The 16,964-nt window shown below is 71.4% G+C and carries 16 protein-coding genes; 8 read left to right on the plus strand and 8 right to left on the minus strand.

What is annotated here, in order from left to right:
- Window positions 1-133: 133 nt before the first annotated feature.
- Window positions 134-766, plus strand: a complete 633-nt coding sequence (locus tag J2S43_RS07645; RefSeq protein WP_306827923.1) for a TetR/AcrR family transcriptional regulator — start codon at window positions 134-136, stop codon at window positions 764-766.
- 160 nt (window positions 767-926) lie between these two features.
- On the opposite strand, the gene J2S43_RS07650 is transcribed toward J2S43_RS07645, so the two are convergent.
- Window positions 927-1,622 carry a TetR/AcrR family transcriptional regulator gene (locus tag J2S43_RS07650; RefSeq protein WP_306827924.1) on the minus strand — a complete coding sequence of 232 codons (696 nt, stop codon included), beginning with the start codon at window positions 1,620-1,622 and terminating at the stop codon, window positions 927-929.
- A gap of 244 nt (window positions 1,623-1,866) precedes the next feature.
- On the opposite strand from J2S43_RS07650, the gene J2S43_RS07655 reads away from it, so the two are divergent.
- The 4 genes from J2S43_RS07655 (at window position 1,867) to J2S43_RS07670 (ending at window position 5,870) form a co-directional block, all read left to right on the plus strand.
- Window positions 1,867-3,150 (plus strand): MFS transporter, encoded by a 1,284-nt coding sequence (locus J2S43_RS07655; protein WP_306827925.1) that lies wholly within the window; start codon window positions 1,867-1,869, stop codon window positions 3,148-3,150.
- A 97-nt stretch (window positions 3,151-3,247) separates the two neighbouring features.
- Complete coding sequence (locus J2S43_RS07660) at window positions 3,248-4,228, plus strand: amidohydrolase family protein (protein WP_306827926.1); 981 nt, start codon at window positions 3,248-3,250, stop codon at window positions 4,226-4,228.
- Window positions 4,229-4,236: 8 nt separating this feature from the next.
- Entirely contained in the window at window positions 4,237-5,373 is a 1,137-nt protein-coding gene (locus J2S43_RS07665) for an LLM class flavin-dependent oxidoreductase (RefSeq protein WP_306827927.1), read from the plus strand.
- Entirely contained in the window at window positions 5,373-5,870 is a 498-nt protein-coding gene (locus J2S43_RS07670; protein WP_306827928.1) for a flavin reductase family protein, read from the plus strand. The genes J2S43_RS07665 and J2S43_RS07670 overlap by 1 nt, the downstream gene beginning before the upstream one ends.
- On the opposite strand, the gene J2S43_RS07675 is transcribed toward J2S43_RS07670, so the two are convergent.
- Both J2S43_RS07675 and J2S43_RS07680 read right to left on the minus strand, forming a co-directional pair.
- A complete protein-coding gene (locus J2S43_RS07675) occupies window positions 5,871-6,281 on the minus strand; it encodes a ricin-type beta-trefoil lectin domain protein (protein ID WP_306827930.1) in 411 nt (136 codons plus the stop codon).
- A 28-nt stretch (window positions 6,282-6,309) separates the two neighbouring features.
- Complete coding sequence (locus tag J2S43_RS07680) at window positions 6,310-8,976, minus strand: AAA family ATPase (protein WP_306827932.1); 2,667 nt, start codon at window positions 8,974-8,976, stop codon at window positions 6,310-6,312.
- Between the two features lie 155 nt (window positions 8,977-9,131).
- On the opposite strand from J2S43_RS07680, the gene J2S43_RS07685 reads away from it, so the two are divergent.
- Window positions 9,132-9,758: an SRPBCC family protein gene (locus tag J2S43_RS07685; RefSeq protein ID WP_306827933.1), complete on the plus strand. Its 627-nt coding sequence runs from the start codon at window positions 9,132-9,134 to the stop codon at window positions 9,756-9,758.
- 84 nt (window positions 9,759-9,842) lie between these two features.
- Window positions 9,843-10,313, plus strand: a complete 471-nt coding sequence (locus J2S43_RS07690) for a VOC family protein (protein WP_306827935.1) — start codon at window positions 9,843-9,845, stop codon at window positions 10,311-10,313.
- Between the two features lie 448 nt (window positions 10,314-10,761).
- Here the strand turns inward: J2S43_RS07690 and J2S43_RS07695 are convergent, their stop codons facing one another.
- The 3 genes from J2S43_RS07695 to J2S43_RS07705 all read right to left on the minus strand — a co-directional run bounded on the left by J2S43_RS07695 (window position 10,762) and on the right by J2S43_RS07705 (window position 12,751).
- On the minus strand, window positions 10,762-11,199 hold the full coding sequence (locus tag J2S43_RS07695) for a hypothetical protein (protein ID WP_306827936.1): 438 nt from the start codon (window positions 11,197-11,199) through the stop codon (window positions 10,762-10,764).
- 11 nt (window positions 11,200-11,210) lie between these two features.
- Window positions 11,211-12,533, minus strand: coding sequence for a YcaO-like family protein (locus J2S43_RS07700; protein WP_306827937.1), 1,323 nt, complete (start codon window positions 12,531-12,533; stop codon window positions 11,211-11,213).
- A gap of 83 nt (window positions 12,534-12,616) precedes the next feature.
- Window positions 12,617-12,751: a hypothetical protein gene (locus J2S43_RS07705; protein WP_306827939.1), complete on the minus strand. Its 135-nt coding sequence runs from the start codon at window positions 12,749-12,751 to the stop codon at window positions 12,617-12,619.
- A 224-nt stretch (window positions 12,752-12,975) separates the two neighbouring features.
- Between J2S43_RS07705 and J2S43_RS07710 the strand changes: the two genes are divergently transcribed.
- Window positions 12,976-14,727 (plus strand): AfsR/SARP family transcriptional regulator, encoded by a 1,752-nt coding sequence (locus tag J2S43_RS07710; protein ID WP_306827940.1) that lies wholly within the window; start codon window positions 12,976-12,978, stop codon window positions 14,725-14,727.
- Between the two features lie 372 nt (window positions 14,728-15,099).
- Here J2S43_RS07710 and J2S43_RS07715 read toward each other — a convergent pair whose 3' ends face one another.
- Window positions 15,100-15,936 carry an SMI1/KNR4 family protein gene (locus tag J2S43_RS07715; protein WP_306827941.1) on the minus strand — a complete coding sequence of 279 codons (837 nt, stop codon included), beginning with the start codon at window positions 15,934-15,936 and terminating at the stop codon, window positions 15,100-15,102.
- A gap of 70 nt (window positions 15,937-16,006) precedes the next feature.
- Window positions 16,007-16,951, minus strand: coding sequence for an SDR family oxidoreductase (locus tag J2S43_RS07720; protein WP_306827942.1), 945 nt, complete (start codon window positions 16,949-16,951; stop codon window positions 16,007-16,009).
- Window positions 16,952-16,964: the final 13 nt, after the last annotated feature.

Consider the following 16,964-nt stretch of genomic DNA (forward strand, 5'->3'; position numbering starts at 1 on the left):
GTCGTGCCGATGGGCACTGGCGGGCAACAGAGGCGGGTCGTGGCGCCCTCCGCGAAGGCGTCGATTAAGCGATAGCGTGCTATCACTTAGGCGAACGGTAGCATAGCGAGATGGAGCTATCACTTCTACGCCGATGGTGACCTCGGGCACGCCCCGCCGGGTGCGCGCGGACGCCGTCCGCAACGCCGAGCGCCTGGTCACGGCGGCGCGCGAGACGTTCGCCGCGCACGGCGTCGAGGCCTCGCTCGAGGACGTGGCCCGGCACGCGGGCGTCGGCATCGCCACGCTGTACCGGCACTTCCCGAAGAAGGAAGACCTCATCCAGGCGGTGCTGCACCAGGCGTTCACCCAGGAGATCGGCCCCGAGATCGAACGCGCGATGCGGGAGCCCGACGCGCGCCGGGCCATCGGCATCGTCGTCGAGGCGGCGCTGCGGTCGATCTCCCGCGAGCGGAACACGCTGGCCGCCGCCAGCCACTCCGGCGCACTGACCGCGGAGATCATCGCCCGGTTCGTGGACCCGATCGCGACGCTGGTCGCCCGCGGGCAGCAGGCCGGTGCGATCCGGGCGGACCTGGTCCCCGAGGACCTGCTCCGGATCGTGCTGATGCTCAGCGGGGTGCTCTGGACGCTTCCACCGGGCAGCGAGGGCTGGCGCCGCTACGTCGCGCTCACCCTGGACGCACTGAATCCGGTCGGCGCCAGCCCGCTCCCGCCCGCCGAGCCGCTGCCCGGCGATCTGCCGCCGCAGCGATGGTCGCTCTGATCGGCTGACCGGCCGCCGGCGGTCGCGACCGCCGGCGCTCCGCGCGCCTCGCTCTGCTGTCGGCGTGATCACAGGTCAAGTGTGATTCGTGCCGAGCGGGCGGGCAGCCGATCTCACCGACTTCGATGACACCGGATCGACGGCCCCGGCCGGTCCGGCGTCACCCCCCGCCTGGAGCCCGTTCCTGGTCCGCGGTCTCCGCCGGTGACCCGGTGAGGTAGGGCTCCAGTAGTTGGAGCAGCAGGTCGAACGGGATCTCGGTGGGCAGGGCCGGGTCCAGCAGCCACAGCTTCTGCAGGCCGTTGATCGTCGCGGCGATCAGCAGCGTGGCCGCGTCCAGGTCGGCGTTCGCGGCGATGGCGCCACCGTCCCGGCCGGCGTCCAGGCGCCGGCGGATCTCGCCGCGGACCTGGGCGGCGCGGTCCACGACGTAGCGGCGGGCGGCCTCGTTGCCGGCGATGCCCTCACCCTCGAGCACGTGGATGAGTTGCAACGGCACGCGGGAGTCTTCGTGGTGCCCGAGGAAGACGGCCAGCCCATGGATCGCGTCGAGCCCCGCGCCGGTGCTCTCGATGGCGGCGCGGGCCTGGGCCCACCCCTTCTCCCGATCCAGCACGGCGGCGAAGAGCGCGTCCTTGGACGGGAAGTGGTGCAGCACGCCCTGCCGGCTGAGCCCGACCAGCTTGGCGACGACGTCGAGCGTGGTCTGCGCGTAGCCGCGCTCGGCGAACGCCCGCGCCGCGGTCCGGACGATCTCCGCCTTGAGCTCCGCGCTCTCGTCGAGCTGTCGCTGCGAGCGGTTCCGGGGACGCCGGGCGGGTGACGGAGCTACCGACTGTTCGGTCCGTTTGTCCACCGGGGGATCGTAGCCCGCGCCGGAAGTTCCAGTTCACAGGGCATCTCGGCGGTACGCCATCGGCTTGGTCGATGACCCGTATCGCCAGGATTGATTTCCGTGCTCAGGCCCCGGCTGCGACAGTGGTCACACTTTCCCGCCGCGAGCGATGTCGCAAAGATCGCGTAATCCTCCGGACATGGACTCCTGATACGCGTGCCGATGATGTTCGTCGGTATGCCCCGCGGACCCGAAGGGCCGGCTGATGTCGACGACCGATGCTTCCGCCCACTCCCCAGCCGTTGCGCCCATCGACGCCGACGAGCCCCGGCGCGCCGGCGCCGGATTCCTGACCCTCTACACACTCGCGAACGTCGGCCTGTGGGTCGCGCTGCTCACGCCCGTGATCGTGTCTCTCCAACTGAAGATCAACGCGATCGATCCCGACGGCCGGGAGGGCAGCCTCTCGCTCGTGCTCGGCCTCGGCGCGGTGCTCGGCCTGCTCGCCAACCCGGTCTTCGGCCGGCTCAGCGACCGCACCACCTCCCGGTACGGCATGCGCCGCCCCTGGCTGGTGGGCTGCGCGGTCGCGGCCGTCGGCGCGCTCGCGCTGACCGGGGCCGCGACCACGGTGGCCGCGGTCGCGATCGGCTGGTGCCTGACCAACGTCGCGCTCAACGGCCTGCTGTCGACCATGATGGCGCTGCTGCCGGACCAGGTGCCGGCGAGCCAGCGCGGCACGGTCTCCGCCCTGATCGGCGTGGGCCAGGCGCTCGCGGCCGGTGTCGGCGCGGGCCTGGCGAGCGCGCTGTCCGGCACGCCGGTCCTGATGTTCGCGGTGCCGGGCCTGATCACGGTGGTGCTGACGGTGGCCCTGGCGCTCAGGCTGCGGGACCGCACGCTGGACCCGGCCGATCGCCCACCGCTCGGGATCGGCGGTCTGGCCCGCAGCTTCTGGGTCAGCCCGCGCGCCCAGCCGGACTTCGCCTGGGCCTGGGTCAGCCGGTTCATGGTGTTCATGGCGATCGCCTCGGTGCTCAACTACCAGGTGTTCTACCTCGACTCCCGGATGGGGCTCGGGGAGGAGGAGGCCACCCGGACCATCCTGGCCGGCGTGCTGGTGCAGACCGTGGCGGTGGTGGCGAGCAGCAACCTGGTCGGCTGGCTCTCCGACCGGCTCGGCCGGCGGCGGATCTTCGTCTGCGTCTCCGCGCTGATCGCCTCCGGCGGGCTGCTGACCTTGGCCGTGGCGCAGGATCTCTCGCAGTACTACCTGGCGATGGCGCTGATCGGGCTCGGGCAGGGGACCTACTTCGCGGTCGACCTGGCGCTGGTGGCCGACGTGCTGCCGAACCGGAGGCAGGACGCGGCCAAGGACCTCGGCGTCATGAACATCGCCAACACGCTGCCGCAGTCGCTGGCCCCGGCCATCGCGCCGGCGCTGATCGCGCTCGGCGGCGGCGACAACTATGCGGCGTTGTTCCTGGCGGGAACGGTGTTCGCGGTGCTGGCGGGCGTCAGTGTCCTGCGGGTGCGGGGCGCGCGCTGACGTCGTACCGCCGAGGCTTCTGATTTTTGTCTCTATTGACCTACTGACAAGTCGGTCGGTAGGTTTCCGGAACGAATCGACCCGCGGGAGGCAATACATGCGAATCGATGTCCACGCCCACTACTGGGCGGCGGAGTACATCGCGCGGCTGGTCACGCTCGGGCGCAAGGACCTGGCTTTCGCCGGGCGGCAGGCCGACGATCTCGACCAGCGGGTCGCGGAGATGGACGCGGTCGGCGTCGACGTGCAGATCTTCTCCGCGATCGGGCTGAACACCACCGTGCCGGACGCGGCCGGCAACGCCGAGGCCGCACGCTGCATCAACGACATCTACGCGGACGTGGTTGCCCGGCACGGCGGGCGGTTCCGGGCGTTCGGCAGCGTGCCGCTCCCGCACGTCGACGAGGCGATCGCGGAGACGGACCGGGCGCTGGGCGAGCTCGGCTTCGCCGGCATCGCGCTGCCGTGCGCGGTGGACGGCCGGCCGCTGGACGACCCGGCCTTCGCGCCGTTCTGGGAGAACCTGGCCCGCCACGACGCCGTCGTCTACCTGCACCCGGTCGGCTCCGACTCGGCCGTGCACCCCGGGCTCGCCGACTGGAACCTGCACACCGCCTACGGCAGCCCGCTGCAGCTGGCCACCGCCGCGACCCGGATGGTCTTCTCCGGCCTGACCTTCCGCCACCCCACGCTGAGCTTCGTCTTCGGGGTCTGCGGTGGGATCCTGCCCTACCTGTGGCCGCGGCTGGAGCGCAACCTGCGCCGCGCCTTCGACCACAGCGCGGACAAGGCGGTCGGCGGCAACTACTTCTCCTGGATCACCGAGCTGCCGCTCGACCCGGCCGACCCCATGTCCGCGTTCCGCCGCTTCTACTACGACACCAGCACCCAGGAGCTGCCCGAGGCGCTGCTGCTGGCCAAGCAGACCTACGGCACCGACCGGCTGCTGCTCGGCAGCGACGCCATCTTCGCCTCGCTCACCGAGGCGGTGCGGTACGTGGAGAACTCACCGCACCTCACCCCGGACGAGAAGACCGACGTGCTCGACCGCAACGCCCAGAAGCTCTTCGGGTTCTAGGAGCCACCATGTACATCTCCGTTTTCATGGGCCCGTTCTCGTTCGGGCCGGCGCAGGACAAGCCGAACATCGACCTCTGCATCGCGCAGTCGGTGGCCGCCGCTCAAGCCGGCTTCGCCATGGTCACGTTCGGCGAGCAGCACTTCAACAACTACGAGCCCTACAGCAACCCGTTCCTGATGGGCGCGCGACTCGCCCCGGAGCTGGGGGAGACCTGGTTCGGCACCACGATCGTGCCGCTGGTCTTCCACCACCCGCTGCGGCTGGCCGAGGACGCCGGCGTGCTCGACCTGCTCACCGGCGGCCGCTTCATCATGGGCGTGTCCGCCGGCCGGGTCGGCTTCTCGCCGGACTTCGCGAACTTCGGTCTCGACCCGGCGCGCCGCGAGGAGATCTTCGAGAGCAAGCTGGACCTGCTGCGGCGGGCGTTCACGCACACCGCCGACGATCCGCCGCTGGTGATGGACACGGAGTGGGACAAGGGCGCCCTGCACGGCCGGATGATGCCGATCTCATACCGGGCCGGCGGACCGCTGATCGCGATCGGCACCAACACCGACCGGACGATCGCGGTCAACGCGGCCCGCGGCATCCCGGTCTTCCTGGGCCCGTGCCTGCGGTCCGACGCGGCCGCGAAGCTCGCCGCATATCGAGAAGCCTCGGCAAGAGCCGGGCATCCGGCCACGCTCGCGGACCGCTGCCTGGTCACCCGGCACGTGATCGTCGGCGCGACGGAGGATGAGGCGTGGGAGCGCGCCGAGCGGATGGCCGGCCGCAACCCGATTCTGGACCGCTCCGGCGACCCGCGCTCGCTGCGTGAGATGTCCACCGTGGACCTGTCGGAGCCGGGCGTCGCGGACCGCAACGCCGCGCACGTGCAGTCCTGGATCATCGCCGGGACGCCGGACAGCGTCGCACGGCAGATCGGCGAGTACGATGAGGCCGGCGTCACCCAACTGCTCACCCGGTTCACCGTCGGCGGCTACAACCCGGCCGACGTCGGCGAGTCGTTCCGGCTCTTCGTCGACGAGGTGATGCCCGGCATCGACCCTCAGCTCTTCGCGCCGCCGGACGGTGACGAGATCCGGCCCGAGCATCGCCCCGGCGCCGCCGTGGTGTTCCCCCGTCCGGCGGCGGTCGCGTGATGCACACCTCGGTCGATATCGCGCCTGATCGGTTCCGGCAGGTGATGTCGCACTTCTGCAGCGGCATCGTGGTGGTGACCGCGTCCAGCGACGGCGTGCCGGTCGGTCTCGCCTGTCAATCGTTCGCCTCGCTGTCGCTGGATCCGCCGCTGATCACGTTCAACGTCGCCCGGACCTCCCGTAGCTGGCCCTTGGTGCGCGCGGCCGGCGGCTTCGCCGTCAACATCCTGGGTGCCGCGCAGCGCGCCACCTGCCAGGTGTTCGCGGTCAGCGGCGCGGACAAGTTCGCCGGGCTGTCCTGGCAACCCGGTGGCACCGGCGCGCCGCTGCTGGCGGACGCGCTCGCGCACATCGAGTGCCGGCTCGAGGCCGTCTACGACGGTGGGGACCACGAGATCGTGGTGGGCAGGGTAGTCGCGCTCCAGGCGACCGCCGAGCCCGCCGAGCCGCTGCTCTACTACCGGCGCGAGTACCGGCGGCTGGGCGGGCACGGATGATCAGCGGCGGGTCCGGACCTGATTGGCCTGGCCGTTGCGGGTCCACAGGCCGACGAGCGTGCCGTTGGCCGTGTTGACCAGGCCGTCGACCACATCGAGGCACAGACCGGAGGCGACGCCGCGGATCGTGCCGTCCGTGCCGACGGTCCACTGCTGGTTCGTGCCGCCGTTGCACTCCCAGAGCACCACGCGCGCGCCGGCCGCCGCCCCGATCGGCGCGTCCAGGCACTTGCCGAAGATCTGCAGCGTGTTCCCGGTCCGCGTCCACCGCTGGTTCGGTGCGCCCGTGCAGTCCCAGATGACCGGCTGGGTGTCGTCCGCGGACGCGCTGTGCGGATCGTCCAGGCACCGCCCGGCGGCACGCCGCCGCCGGCCACGGCCGCCAGTTGCACCGCGGTCTCCCGCCGGCACCGGGTGGAGGCGGTCGCCGAGGGCCGGGTCAGACGCCGAGTTCGGGGTTGCTCCTCAATTGCCGGCGTGAGGTGATGCCGAGCTTGCGGAAGACGTTGCGTAGGTGGGCGTCGACGGTGCGAGGGCTGAGGAAGAGCCGGGCGGCGACCTCGTTGGTGGTGGCTCCGGTGGCGACCAGCCGGGCGACCGTCAGCTCCTGCATGGTGAGCTGATCGTAGGTGGGCCCGCGCCGGCGGGCGGTCTCGCCGGTGGCGCGCAGTTCATCGGCGGCACGCCGGGCGTACGCCTGGAACCCCGCTCCGGACAGCAGCTCGTGGGCGGTCCTCAGGTGCTCGCGGCTGTGCCGGCGGCGGCCTTGGCGGCGCAGCCATTCGCCGTAGAGCAGGTGGGCGCGTGCCCGGTAGGCCAGCAGCGGGCTATCGGCCAGCCGGTCGACCGCTTCCCGGTAGTGCTCCTCGACCCCGGTGACCAGGCCGCGCGCGTACGCCGCCACGCCCAGGCCGGTCGCGGTCCCGGCCGCCGCGGCACGGGCCGTCAGCGATTCCAGCGCGGCGGCGGCGGTGTCCGGCTCGTCGCAGCGCATGGCCGCCTCGACCAGCTCCGGCAGGGCGAAGCCGGCCATCGACAGTCCGCCCTGTGCGACGGCCTGCCGGGCGGCGGTCAGCGCGGCGGGATAATCGACCAGTCCGTTGTGGAGCATGGCCGCCGACCAGTGCACGTTAGCGATCAATTGTCCCGTCCGGTGCGCCGCTGCCGTGGCGGTCGCGAAGAGTTGGTGTGCCTCCCGGGGGCGGCCTCGCATCGCGGCCAGATGGAGCCGGTGATAGAAGACCGGCGATCCCCCGGTCGCGTCGGCCAGGGCCTCCTCCTCCGCGGTCGCGGCGATGGCGGACCCCAGGTCGCCGGTCAGCACGGCGTGGGTGACGCCCAGCGCCAGCCCGAGCCGCAACATCAGCGGGGAGCCCGACTCCCGGCCGGTCTTCATCACCCAATCGACGATCGCGGCGTAGGAGTCCGGATCCCACAGTTCGGCGGCGAGCATGGCGGCGAGGGCGGGTCGCCTGGAGCGCAGCTGGCCGTCGCGCAGGACCTCGTGCAGCCGCGGAGCCGCGGCATGGTGACCGCGCGTGGTCAGCAGTCGCAGCGCGTCCAGTACGTCGGGGGGATGTCCCGGCGGCGCCGCCGCCAGCACCCGCTCCATCATGCCGGTGCCCCGGCCGACGAGCAGGCTCATCTCCAGGGCCTCCAGCAGGCACTCCCGGGCCTCGGCCGGGTCCCGGACGGCGAGTCGCTGTGCGGCCCGCAGCATGAACATCGGGCCGTTGTCGTCATCGGGGCGGACGAAGGCGATCCTTCCGCGCAGCTGGTCGCGCAGGGCATGCCCGCGCTCGTCGAACTCGGCGTTCCCGGCGGTTGCGAGCAGGTCAGCCGCGGTGTCGGTGCTCCCGGCGTCGAGGAGGGCACTCACGGCTCGCAGGGTCCGGCCGCTCCTGTCCGCCGGGTCGAGGGAGAGCGCCGCGGCGCGTTCCAGGAAGGCGGCCGCCGCCGCCACGCCCCCGCGCGCCTGGGCTCGTAGCGCCGACCGTTCCAGCTCGGCGGCGACCTCGTCGTCAGGGCCGGCACAGGCCTGGGACCGATGCCAGGCCCGCCGGTCCGGATCCGTCACCGGATCGGTGGCCCTGGCGAGCACGGAATGGGCCGTACGCCGACCGCCGGGATCCGCGGCGAGGTAGAGCGCGGATCGTGCCAGCGGATGGCAGAAACGTACCCGGTTGGAGAAGTCGATGAGGCCGGTTGCGGTGGCGGCGGTGGCGGCGGCCGACAGGTCGAGGTCGAGTAGTCGTGCCGCGGGCCATAGCAGTCCGGGGTCGCCGGTGGGATCTGCGCTCGCGACCGTGAGCAGCAGCCGGGCGGCGTCCGGCAACCCGGCCGCCCGATCGGCGAACACACGCTCGAGCCGGGACTGCACCGAGGTGCCCTCCGGCAGGGCGAATCCGCCGGCCCGCGGCAGTTCCAGCAGGGCCAGCGGGTTGCCGCGCGCCTCGGCGATCAGGCGGTCACGTATCTGTTCGTCGAGGGTCAGGTGGGTGCCGGTGGACAGCAGTGTCCGGGCGTCGGTGTCACCGATCCCGGTGATCGTCAGGCCGGGCAGCTCGTCGAGCCCGCCGGCGGGGCCGGGAGTGCGAGCCCCGAACAGCACGGCTATCGGCTCGCAGGCCAGTCGCCGGGCGAGGAAGGCGAGCGCCCCGATGGAGGCGCTGTCCACCCATTGCGCGTCGTCGATCACGCAGAGCAGCGGCCGGTCCCGGGCCGCGCTGACCAGCAGACCCAGGGTGGCCAGTCCGACCCGGAACAGCTCCGGCGTCCCCTCAGCCAGCCCGAACGCCACCCGCAAGGCGTCGCGGTGCGCGCCGAGCAGGGTCTCCAACCGGCCGAGCAACGGTACGCAGAGCTGATGCAGCCCGGCGAACGGCATCTCCTTCTCGAACTGCGCGCCGGCGGCCCGGATAATCTGAAATCCGTCGGCTGTGGCGGCGGCGTGGTCGAGCAGGGTGCTCTTGCCGATGCCGGCCGGACCACGGAGTACGAGGCCACCGCCCTGTCCAGCGCCGGCCGCGGCCAATAAGGCGTCGAGGCGCCGGATCTCCTCGTGCCGGCCGACGATCGCGGCGGTGCGAAGACCGAACGTCCGCATACCGCGCAAGACTACTGCGGTCCTCCGCAGGGCGTGGCTCTGCCTGATCTCCGGGGCTCGATCACCTAGTACACCGCCGGGATAGGCGATTTCTGCCGAGGCGAACGGCAGAACGATGGCGCGATCATGGAGCCTCGCCACCGAGGAGGTTGCTCATGCGCACAGCCGCGCGCACACATCGGATGCTGACCCTGGCCGCCGCGCTCACCATCGGCCTCGCCGGTGCCGTCTCGATCGGCGCGCCGGCCGAAGCCGCCGGCCGGGGCGTCACCTGCGGCGGTCAGGGGGTGGACCCCAACGCCTTGATCCGCTACCGATCCGAGGTCATCATCGCCGCCCCGCTGAGCACCATCTGGCGGCTGCAGACCGATGTCGAAGGTTGGCCGGCCTGGCACGCGCCGGTGCTCACCAACGAGCGTCTCGACCGCGGTCCGCTGCGCGCCGGCTCCCAGTTCCGGTGGACGACTCCGGCGCCCGGTACCACGTTCACCATCACCTCAACGGTTTCGCACCTGCGCCAGCAGAAATGCATCCGTTGGAGCGGCCCGGCGGTCGGCGAGGGCCTCGGCATCGACGAGGGGATCCACGTCTGGAGCTTCACCAGCACCAGGGACGGCGTCCGCGTGCAGACCGAGGAAACCTGGACCGGCGATCAGGTAGAGGCGGATGTCGAGTTCGCCGCCGAGGTCCTCGGCGACGGCCTGGAGCAGTGGCTACACGATCTCGAGACCACCGCCGAGGCCGCCGCCGGGCAGTGCCCTCCGAACCGACGGGCGCGGTGATCGCGCCAGGGTCATCGATCGGCCGGCACGCTCGCACCGCACGTCAAAGCTCGGAACGGAGGGACGATGAGACGAGTCACCAGGATGCACCACGTAGGAATTCCGGTCAGTGATCTCGCCCGCTCGGTGAGGTGGTACGAGGACGTCCTCGGCATTGCGCCGAACGGCGTGACGATCGCAGCGGCCAACCCGGCGATCGGCGCGATCGTCGAGGTCGAGAACGCGTCGATGCGGGCGTCGTTCGCCCTGGCCGGCGACAACGTCCTACTGGAACTGATCCAGTACGACAACCCGGAGCCGGAGCCCTTCACCGGGCGCAACTGCGACGTCGGGGTCATGCACCTGTGCTTCGAGGTCGATGACCTCGATGCGGCGCACCGTGACCTGGTCAGCCGGGGTGTGTATGTCAACGCCGACCCGGCCGTGCTCCAGGACGGCGACGGCGTCGACGCGGGACCGCTGGCCGGGACGAAGATCCTCTACCTGCGCGACCCCGACGGCATTCAACTGGAACTGTTCGAGTTGCCCGATGACACCGGAAACGACAATCCCTGAGGTTGCGGCGGGAGGTCAGGGTCCGGGTGGTCGTCGCCGAGTACCCGGCGCCGGTCGGTCGGCGATGATCTGCTCGTACAGGGTGACCCCTCGGGCACTCGACCCGCGGTCTTCGGCACCGACTGCGCCGAGCTCCTCCTGGTGCGGCGGTGCTCGATCTGCTGCTTCTACTTCGCGATGTGATGAAGGCTGAGGGTCACTGGTCAGCTTCCAGTGGCGGTCGTCGACGGAGAGGCGCAGCCAGGGCCCGGAATACTCGGTCGGACGGTCCGTGGATCGGAGGAGGTCGTCGCCGACCGGCGGTGCGATGCGGTGCCGCTCGATCGTCCCACGGGGGGATATCGGGCAGCGGGACCTCGCCGGTGCGGCCGGAGGCGAGACCGGCGAACACGGCGACGTGGCGCAGCGGTACCGGTGACCTGTTCTGGACGAACATGTCGAGCCCGAGTCAGATGTCCGTGGCGCGCATGCCGTCGGGCGCGGTGCCGAGGACGGCGAGGATTTGCTGGTAGGCGGAGCTGATCACGGTCGGTTCCTCGGTGGTGAACTCGGCCGAGGCGATGGTTTTCAGAGTGGTTCGGGTGGTGGTGAGGTCGGCCAGTTCGCGGTCGATGCGGGCGAGTTCGGTGGTGAGCAGGCTGATCTGCTCACGCAGCCGCTGCGCGGTCCGCGTCCACCACGTCGTTCGCGCGGGCCAGCAGGTAGGCGAGCAGCTGGCGGCGCTGCGGCGGGCCGAGATCCGCCTCTCGGCCCCGTCCTGCCGCGCGAACCACCGAGCACCTCGAAGCTCACTGCCGTAGCGGCATGCCGGGTCCTTCCTCGCACCGTCGCGCCGCGAGCCGGGAAGGCCCGTTCGCTTGCGCCCACGGTGGCGCGGTGGAATCACCGGCCCCGACGCTATGGAGGCGGCATCGGCTCGCCATCCACCCACGGTGCCCTCCCGTGGTTCCTGACCGCCATGCCGCGCTCTCCCGGCACCACCACCTGTCCGTCGGTGACGAGCATGAATCGCTCCAGGCCGGGGACGAAGACGTTGACCACGGCCAGGTTGCCGGTGACGTAGTGGTCACGCCGCAACGGCGTGAAGCCGCGCCTGCAGAGGGCGTCGATCAGCCTGTCGTAGTGGCCGGCGGTGGTGGCCGGGGCTTCCGTCTCCTGGTACGGCACCCCGGTGGCGCCGGCGAGCCGGGTGCGCAAGTCGGCGAGGTAGCAGGCGTGGAGCGCCGGGTAGGGCTTCGTCCAGTCGTGCCGGACGGGCGCCATGCCGGCGAACGCGGAGTGGATGGTGCCGAGCGAGGACGCCAGGTGAACCTGGACCAGCTCGCTGACCGCGCGCGCGATCGCGTAGTGGCGGGAGAGCGAGGCGCCGGCGCCACGGATCCGGGCCGGTGCGCCGTCCGGCGCGGGAAGGTAGGCGAGGACCGCCGGCACGCCCAGGTCGCTGGTCATGTCGATCAGATGCGGCCGCCGTCCGAGGATGGTCTCCGCCACCGACACCAGGGCCGCGAGGTCGTCCGGCAACGTGCTCGCCTCGATGAGGACGAGCGGGGAAGGCCGCCGCCCCAGGAACTGGTCGATCAGCAGGAGGGAGAGTGCGTCCCGTTCGATGGTCTCGTTGAGCGCGTGGACCGCCGCCTCGACCGGGTCGGTGCCCGCCGCCCAGCCGTTGTTGCAGGAGTAACGGCTCACGCCGGCGTAGTCGTAGTGGTCGCCGAGGCTCTCCCGCAGCGGGCCGGCCGCCTCGTCGAGGTAGTCCGGCACGGACAGGAACAGTGGCACGCCGACCTCGGCGCCGCTGGTCACCGCCCGGAAGGGAAGGCATCCCATCGGCCCGTCGGGCAGTTCCCCGAGCAAGCCGAGCGCCACGTCCCGCCGCAGGGCCGGGTCGCGGGAGATCTCGCCCGCGGGCCGCAGTGCCGGCCCGCCGTCCGCGAGGCCGCGCAGGCCACTGAGGTGGTGCTCCAGCGCCTCGAAGATCGCGCCGACCCGCGCCGCCGCCGACGGTCCCTTGCCGAGTCCCAGCCCGCTGGGCACCGGGTCGTCGCCACGCCACAGCGTCGCCGTCCACACGGCGGGGTCACCGTCGAGCACCGCCGTGCAGTCCACCCGCAGATCGAGCTCGGCTGCCGCTGCCATGCCTCGCCGGTGTGCCTCGGGCAGGCTCAGTGCCCGCTCGCCGTCCTGGACCATCGCGCCGGCCGCAAGGTCGGTCTTCGACACCACTCCACCTCCGACTGAATGTACGGAAACCGGCAGGACCGGGTGGGCCGGGCGGGTGAGCCGCCCGGCCCGGTGCCGCCGGTTCAGTCGGCGGACTCGGCCGCCAGCACCTCGGAGTCCCGGTCACGTTCGGTCAGCTCGTCGAGGATCCGCTGCTCGGTCTCGGCGAGTTCGGGCTTGTCCTTCTGCGCCCGGTAGATCGCGTCGTGCAGTCCCATCTGCTTCCTCCATCATCGAGCGGAGTCTTGGTCTTATCCTCACGCATGTCGATAGATTGCGGATGAATGACTGATATATCCGCAGCCGGGCGCCGCTGTCGCTCCATGTCACCGTCATGCGCCTGTCGTTCGTACCCATGTGGACTGGGGGGTGTGCTGTGGCTCGCCAGAATGGCGGCGTGAGGGTGGATTTCCAGGACCCGCCGCGATCGTCGGCTGTTGACGTGGACTCTCTTCGTCTCAGCCTGCTCGGGGTCGTGCGGGGCCGCCGGGGCTCCGTCGATCTCGACATGGGAAGCCCGCAGCAACAGGCCCTGCTCGCCGTCCTTCTCCTGAGGCCCGGCCAGGGGGTGAGCGCGGCCGTCCTGACGGAGGCGCTGTGGGGCGACGACCCGCCGGTCACGGCGACGAAAAGCCTTCGCACGTACGCCTGGCGCTGGCGCAAGGTGCTGGAGACCGACGCCGAGCCCCGGCTTCTGACGACCGTCGGTGACGGCTACCGGCTGGAGGTGCCCGAGGACGCCGTCGATGTGCGGCGCGTCGAGGCGCTGGCCCGTCGTGCCCGCCTGGCCGGTGACGCGAGCGACGCCCGCTCGATGCTGGCCGAGGCGCTCGCCCTCTTCGACGGCGAGCCGCTGGCCGGGGTGCCCGGACCGTTCGCGGAACGGCACCGGCGCAGGCTGACCGAGCTGCATCTGGATCTGCTGGAGGCGCGTCTGGCACTGGACGTCGACCTCGGCCGCGCCGCCTGGTGTGTGCCCGAGCTGCGCGCTCTCAGCGACGAGAACCCGCTGCGGGAGCGCCTCTCCGTGCTGTTGATCCGGGCGCTACACGCCAGCGGGCGGCCGGGGGAGGCCGCCGCGGTGTTCCCAGCCGCCCGCCGCAGGATCGTGGACCGGCTGGGGCTGGAGCCCGGCGCCGAACTCGCCGACGCCCACCGGCGTCTCCTGGCCGGCGAGGGATCCCCCGCCCCGCCGGCGCCGGGCGAGGAGCCGGCACCGCTGCCGGCCCAGGTTCCGGCCACCACGGCGGACTTCACCGGCCGCGAGGCGGTGGCCCGCCTCATCGTCGACGCGCTGAGCGGGCCCGGCCGCGGTTGGCTGCCGATCGTGGCCGTGGCCGGGATGGGCGGTCTCGGCAAGACCACCCTGGTACGGCACGTCGCTCACCGGCTCGGCGCGCACTACCCGGACGGTCAGCTATACGCGGACCTGAGGGGCAGCGGTGCCAGGCCGGCATCGCCGCACGACATCCTGGAAAGCTTCCTCGAGGCACTCGGGGCGGAGTCCGTCCCGGACTGCATGGACAGCGGGTCGGCGCTGTTCCGCTCGGTGACCCACGAACGTCGGCTGCTCGTGGTGCTGGACGACGCGCACAGCCTCGCACAGATCACCCCGCTGCTGCCGGGCACGGCGACCTGCGGCGTCATCGTCACCTCCCGATCCCGGCTGGCCGGCCTGAACGGCGCCGTACACGCCGACCTCGGGGTGTTCGACGAGACCGAGGCGATCGAGCTGTTGAGCCGGGTGGTCGGCCGCGACCGGGTGGCCGCTGAGCGCGAGACGGCACGGGAACTCGTGGCGGCCTGCGGGCTGCTGCCCCTGGCGGTCCGTATCGTGGCGGCCCGGCTGGCCGCCCGGCCGGGCTGGTCGATCGGCCTGCTCCGCGACCGGCTCACCGGCGGGCACCGGCCGGGCACGTTGCGGGCCGGTGCTCTCGACGTGCGCGCGACCTTCCTGAACAGCTGGCGGCAGCTCACCCCGGAGCAGCAGCGGGCCCTGCTCCTGCTGGCCGTCACCGACATGCCGGACGTCGCGCTGCCCGTCGCGGCGCGCATGCTGGGCCGGCCCGAGCCGGACAGCGAAGACCTGCTGGAGGAACTGGTCGACCTGGCACTGCTCGAGTCGGACACCGCCGGGCACTACCACCTGCATCCTGTCGTACGGTCGTTCGTCCTCGCCCAGGACGACGCCTGAAGCGAGGACGCGCCGGAGATGCTGGGTCAGCTCTTAATGATTCAGGCGTACGCGCTCTACGCGCTCGGTCAGAAGGAGACCGCTCTGGACCGGGTCACCGAAGCGGAGAAGATCGCGGCCCGAACCGGTGATTCACCCGCACTGCGCCTCACGTTCGGCCCTACCAACATCAAGTTCTGGAACATACCGATGGAGGTCGACGGCGACTCGCCGGGCCGGGCCGTCGAACTCGCCCGGATCACCAACCCCGCGGGTTGCACGACCGCGACTCCGGGCTGGCCGATCGCTACCGCCTGGTGCGCGTACGGCTGTCCGCCGGGCCGGACCTCGAAGGAACCACGGCGTGAGCACATCCGGCGAACGAGCGGGAACTCAGTCCTGGACCCAGCCGAGGTCGTCGCCGAAGTCGTCGCGGGACGAGTTCAGGCGGCAGCCCATCGCGAGGGCGGCGCGCTGGGCGGCCTCGCGCACGAGGTCGGTGTCGGTGGGTGGGAAGGCGAAGCGGATCTGGTGGCGGTAGGCCGTCTCGTACATCACGTGCCAGCGGCCGTCGGCGGCGGCGAGTTTGTCCTGCCGGGAGGCGTCCGGGCCGGCCGTCATCAGCAGCCGCGCCGCGGGCAGCGCCTCGAGCAGGGCGGTCAGGCGTGCCTCGAAGGGTGGCAGGTTGCTGCGGGACAGGCCGACGGTGGCGTACGCCAGCTCCGTGAACGGGGTGAACCACTGCGCGGTCGCGGTGAACTCGGCGGGGAACACGTCGCCGATCCGGCCGGACAGCCAGCCGTCGAGGAAGTCCGTGACGCCGCCGGGGTGGAGCGTCCAGCCGGCGCCGCGGGGCTGCCAGACGACGACCGGCCAGGTATCCGGCTCGCCCTCGGTCAGCCAGCACAGCCGTTCGCCGTTGCTGGTCTCGCCCCACAGCAGGACGCCGCCCGGCTCGGGGTGCAGCGGATACGGGTAGTCCTCGGGGTCGTCGTCGCGGTAGTCGCGCTCCTCGTCGAGGATGTCCCGGTTCCGCGCGGCGAGCCGCTCCGGCGGGTGCGCGGAGACCAGGTCGCAGAACTCGCCGGCCCCGTACCGTCGGGTGAGTTCCTTGAAGTCGGCCGGGAGCGGTGTGCCCAGCGCGGCCTCGATCGCGTCCCAGTCGGCGTGCGCGTCGATCGGCGTGGCGGGAGGGCGCACCCGCCGCACCAGGTCGTCGATGATCGTCATGCCCGGTGACACTACGTCACCGGGCTCCGGGCGGGTGGCGGCCCGGGAGGCCCGGACCGAGTACCGGTTCTCAGGAGGGTAATCTCGTTCCCGTCAGTTTCTCCGACGCCGTCCAGAGCCGCCGAGCTGCCTCCTGCTGATCCCTGAATGGGCGGTAGGGGCGCTGGATCCGCGGCGCGCCGCCCAGGCCGCCGATACCGCCCGGTCCGACGAACTCGCCGCCCTTGAGCTCGCCGGCCGTGGCGGCGTAAAGAGCGGATTGCCCGGCACTCTCGACGGTTCCGACCAGGATTCCCCGTGCCGACATCCAACGGATCATTCTGACGGTCGATGTGTCCTGCGCGCGGCCGACCTCAGGCCGCGCGGCCAGCAGGCTGGTCGGCGCAACACCGGGGTGGGACACATTGCTCGTGATCCCCCATCGGTCGGCCTTACTGCGGCGATCCAGCTCGAGACCGAACAGGGCCACCGCGATCTTGGACTGCGAGTAGGCACGTGCACCCGAGTACGACCGTTCCCAATTCAGATCGTCCCAATTGATTCGCCCGGCCTGCGCCGACGTGCTGGTCTGCGATGTGATCCGCGCCTTTCCCTGTCGGAGCAGGGGAAACAGGTGCGCGACGAGCGCGAAATGACCCAGATGATTCGTGCCGAACTGCACCTCGAACTTGTCGCGGGTGAGCTGTCGGTTGGGCGGCGTCATGATGCCGGCGTTGTTGATGAGGACGTGTATCGGGGCCGCCTCTGCACGCAGCTGCTCACCTAGATCCGAGACCGACTCGAGCGACGAGAGGTCGAGGTCACGCAGTTCGAGTCTGGCCTGAGGCGCGTAGTCGCGGATCTTCGTGACCGCAGCCTCGCCTTTTCGCCGGTTGCGGACCGGCATGATGACCTCGGCGCCGGCGGCAGCAAGCGTGCGCGCGATGACGAGTCCCATTCCATCGCTCGCACCTGTGACGAGCACGCGCTTCGTCGACATATCGGGAATGGTGACGTCTTGCTTCTGGGGTGACATGTGGTGCTCCTTG

Source organism: Catenuloplanes nepalensis (assembly GCF_030811575.1).
Taxonomy (GTDB): domain Bacteria; phylum Actinomycetota; class Actinomycetes; order Mycobacteriales; family Micromonosporaceae; genus Catenuloplanes; species Catenuloplanes nepalensis.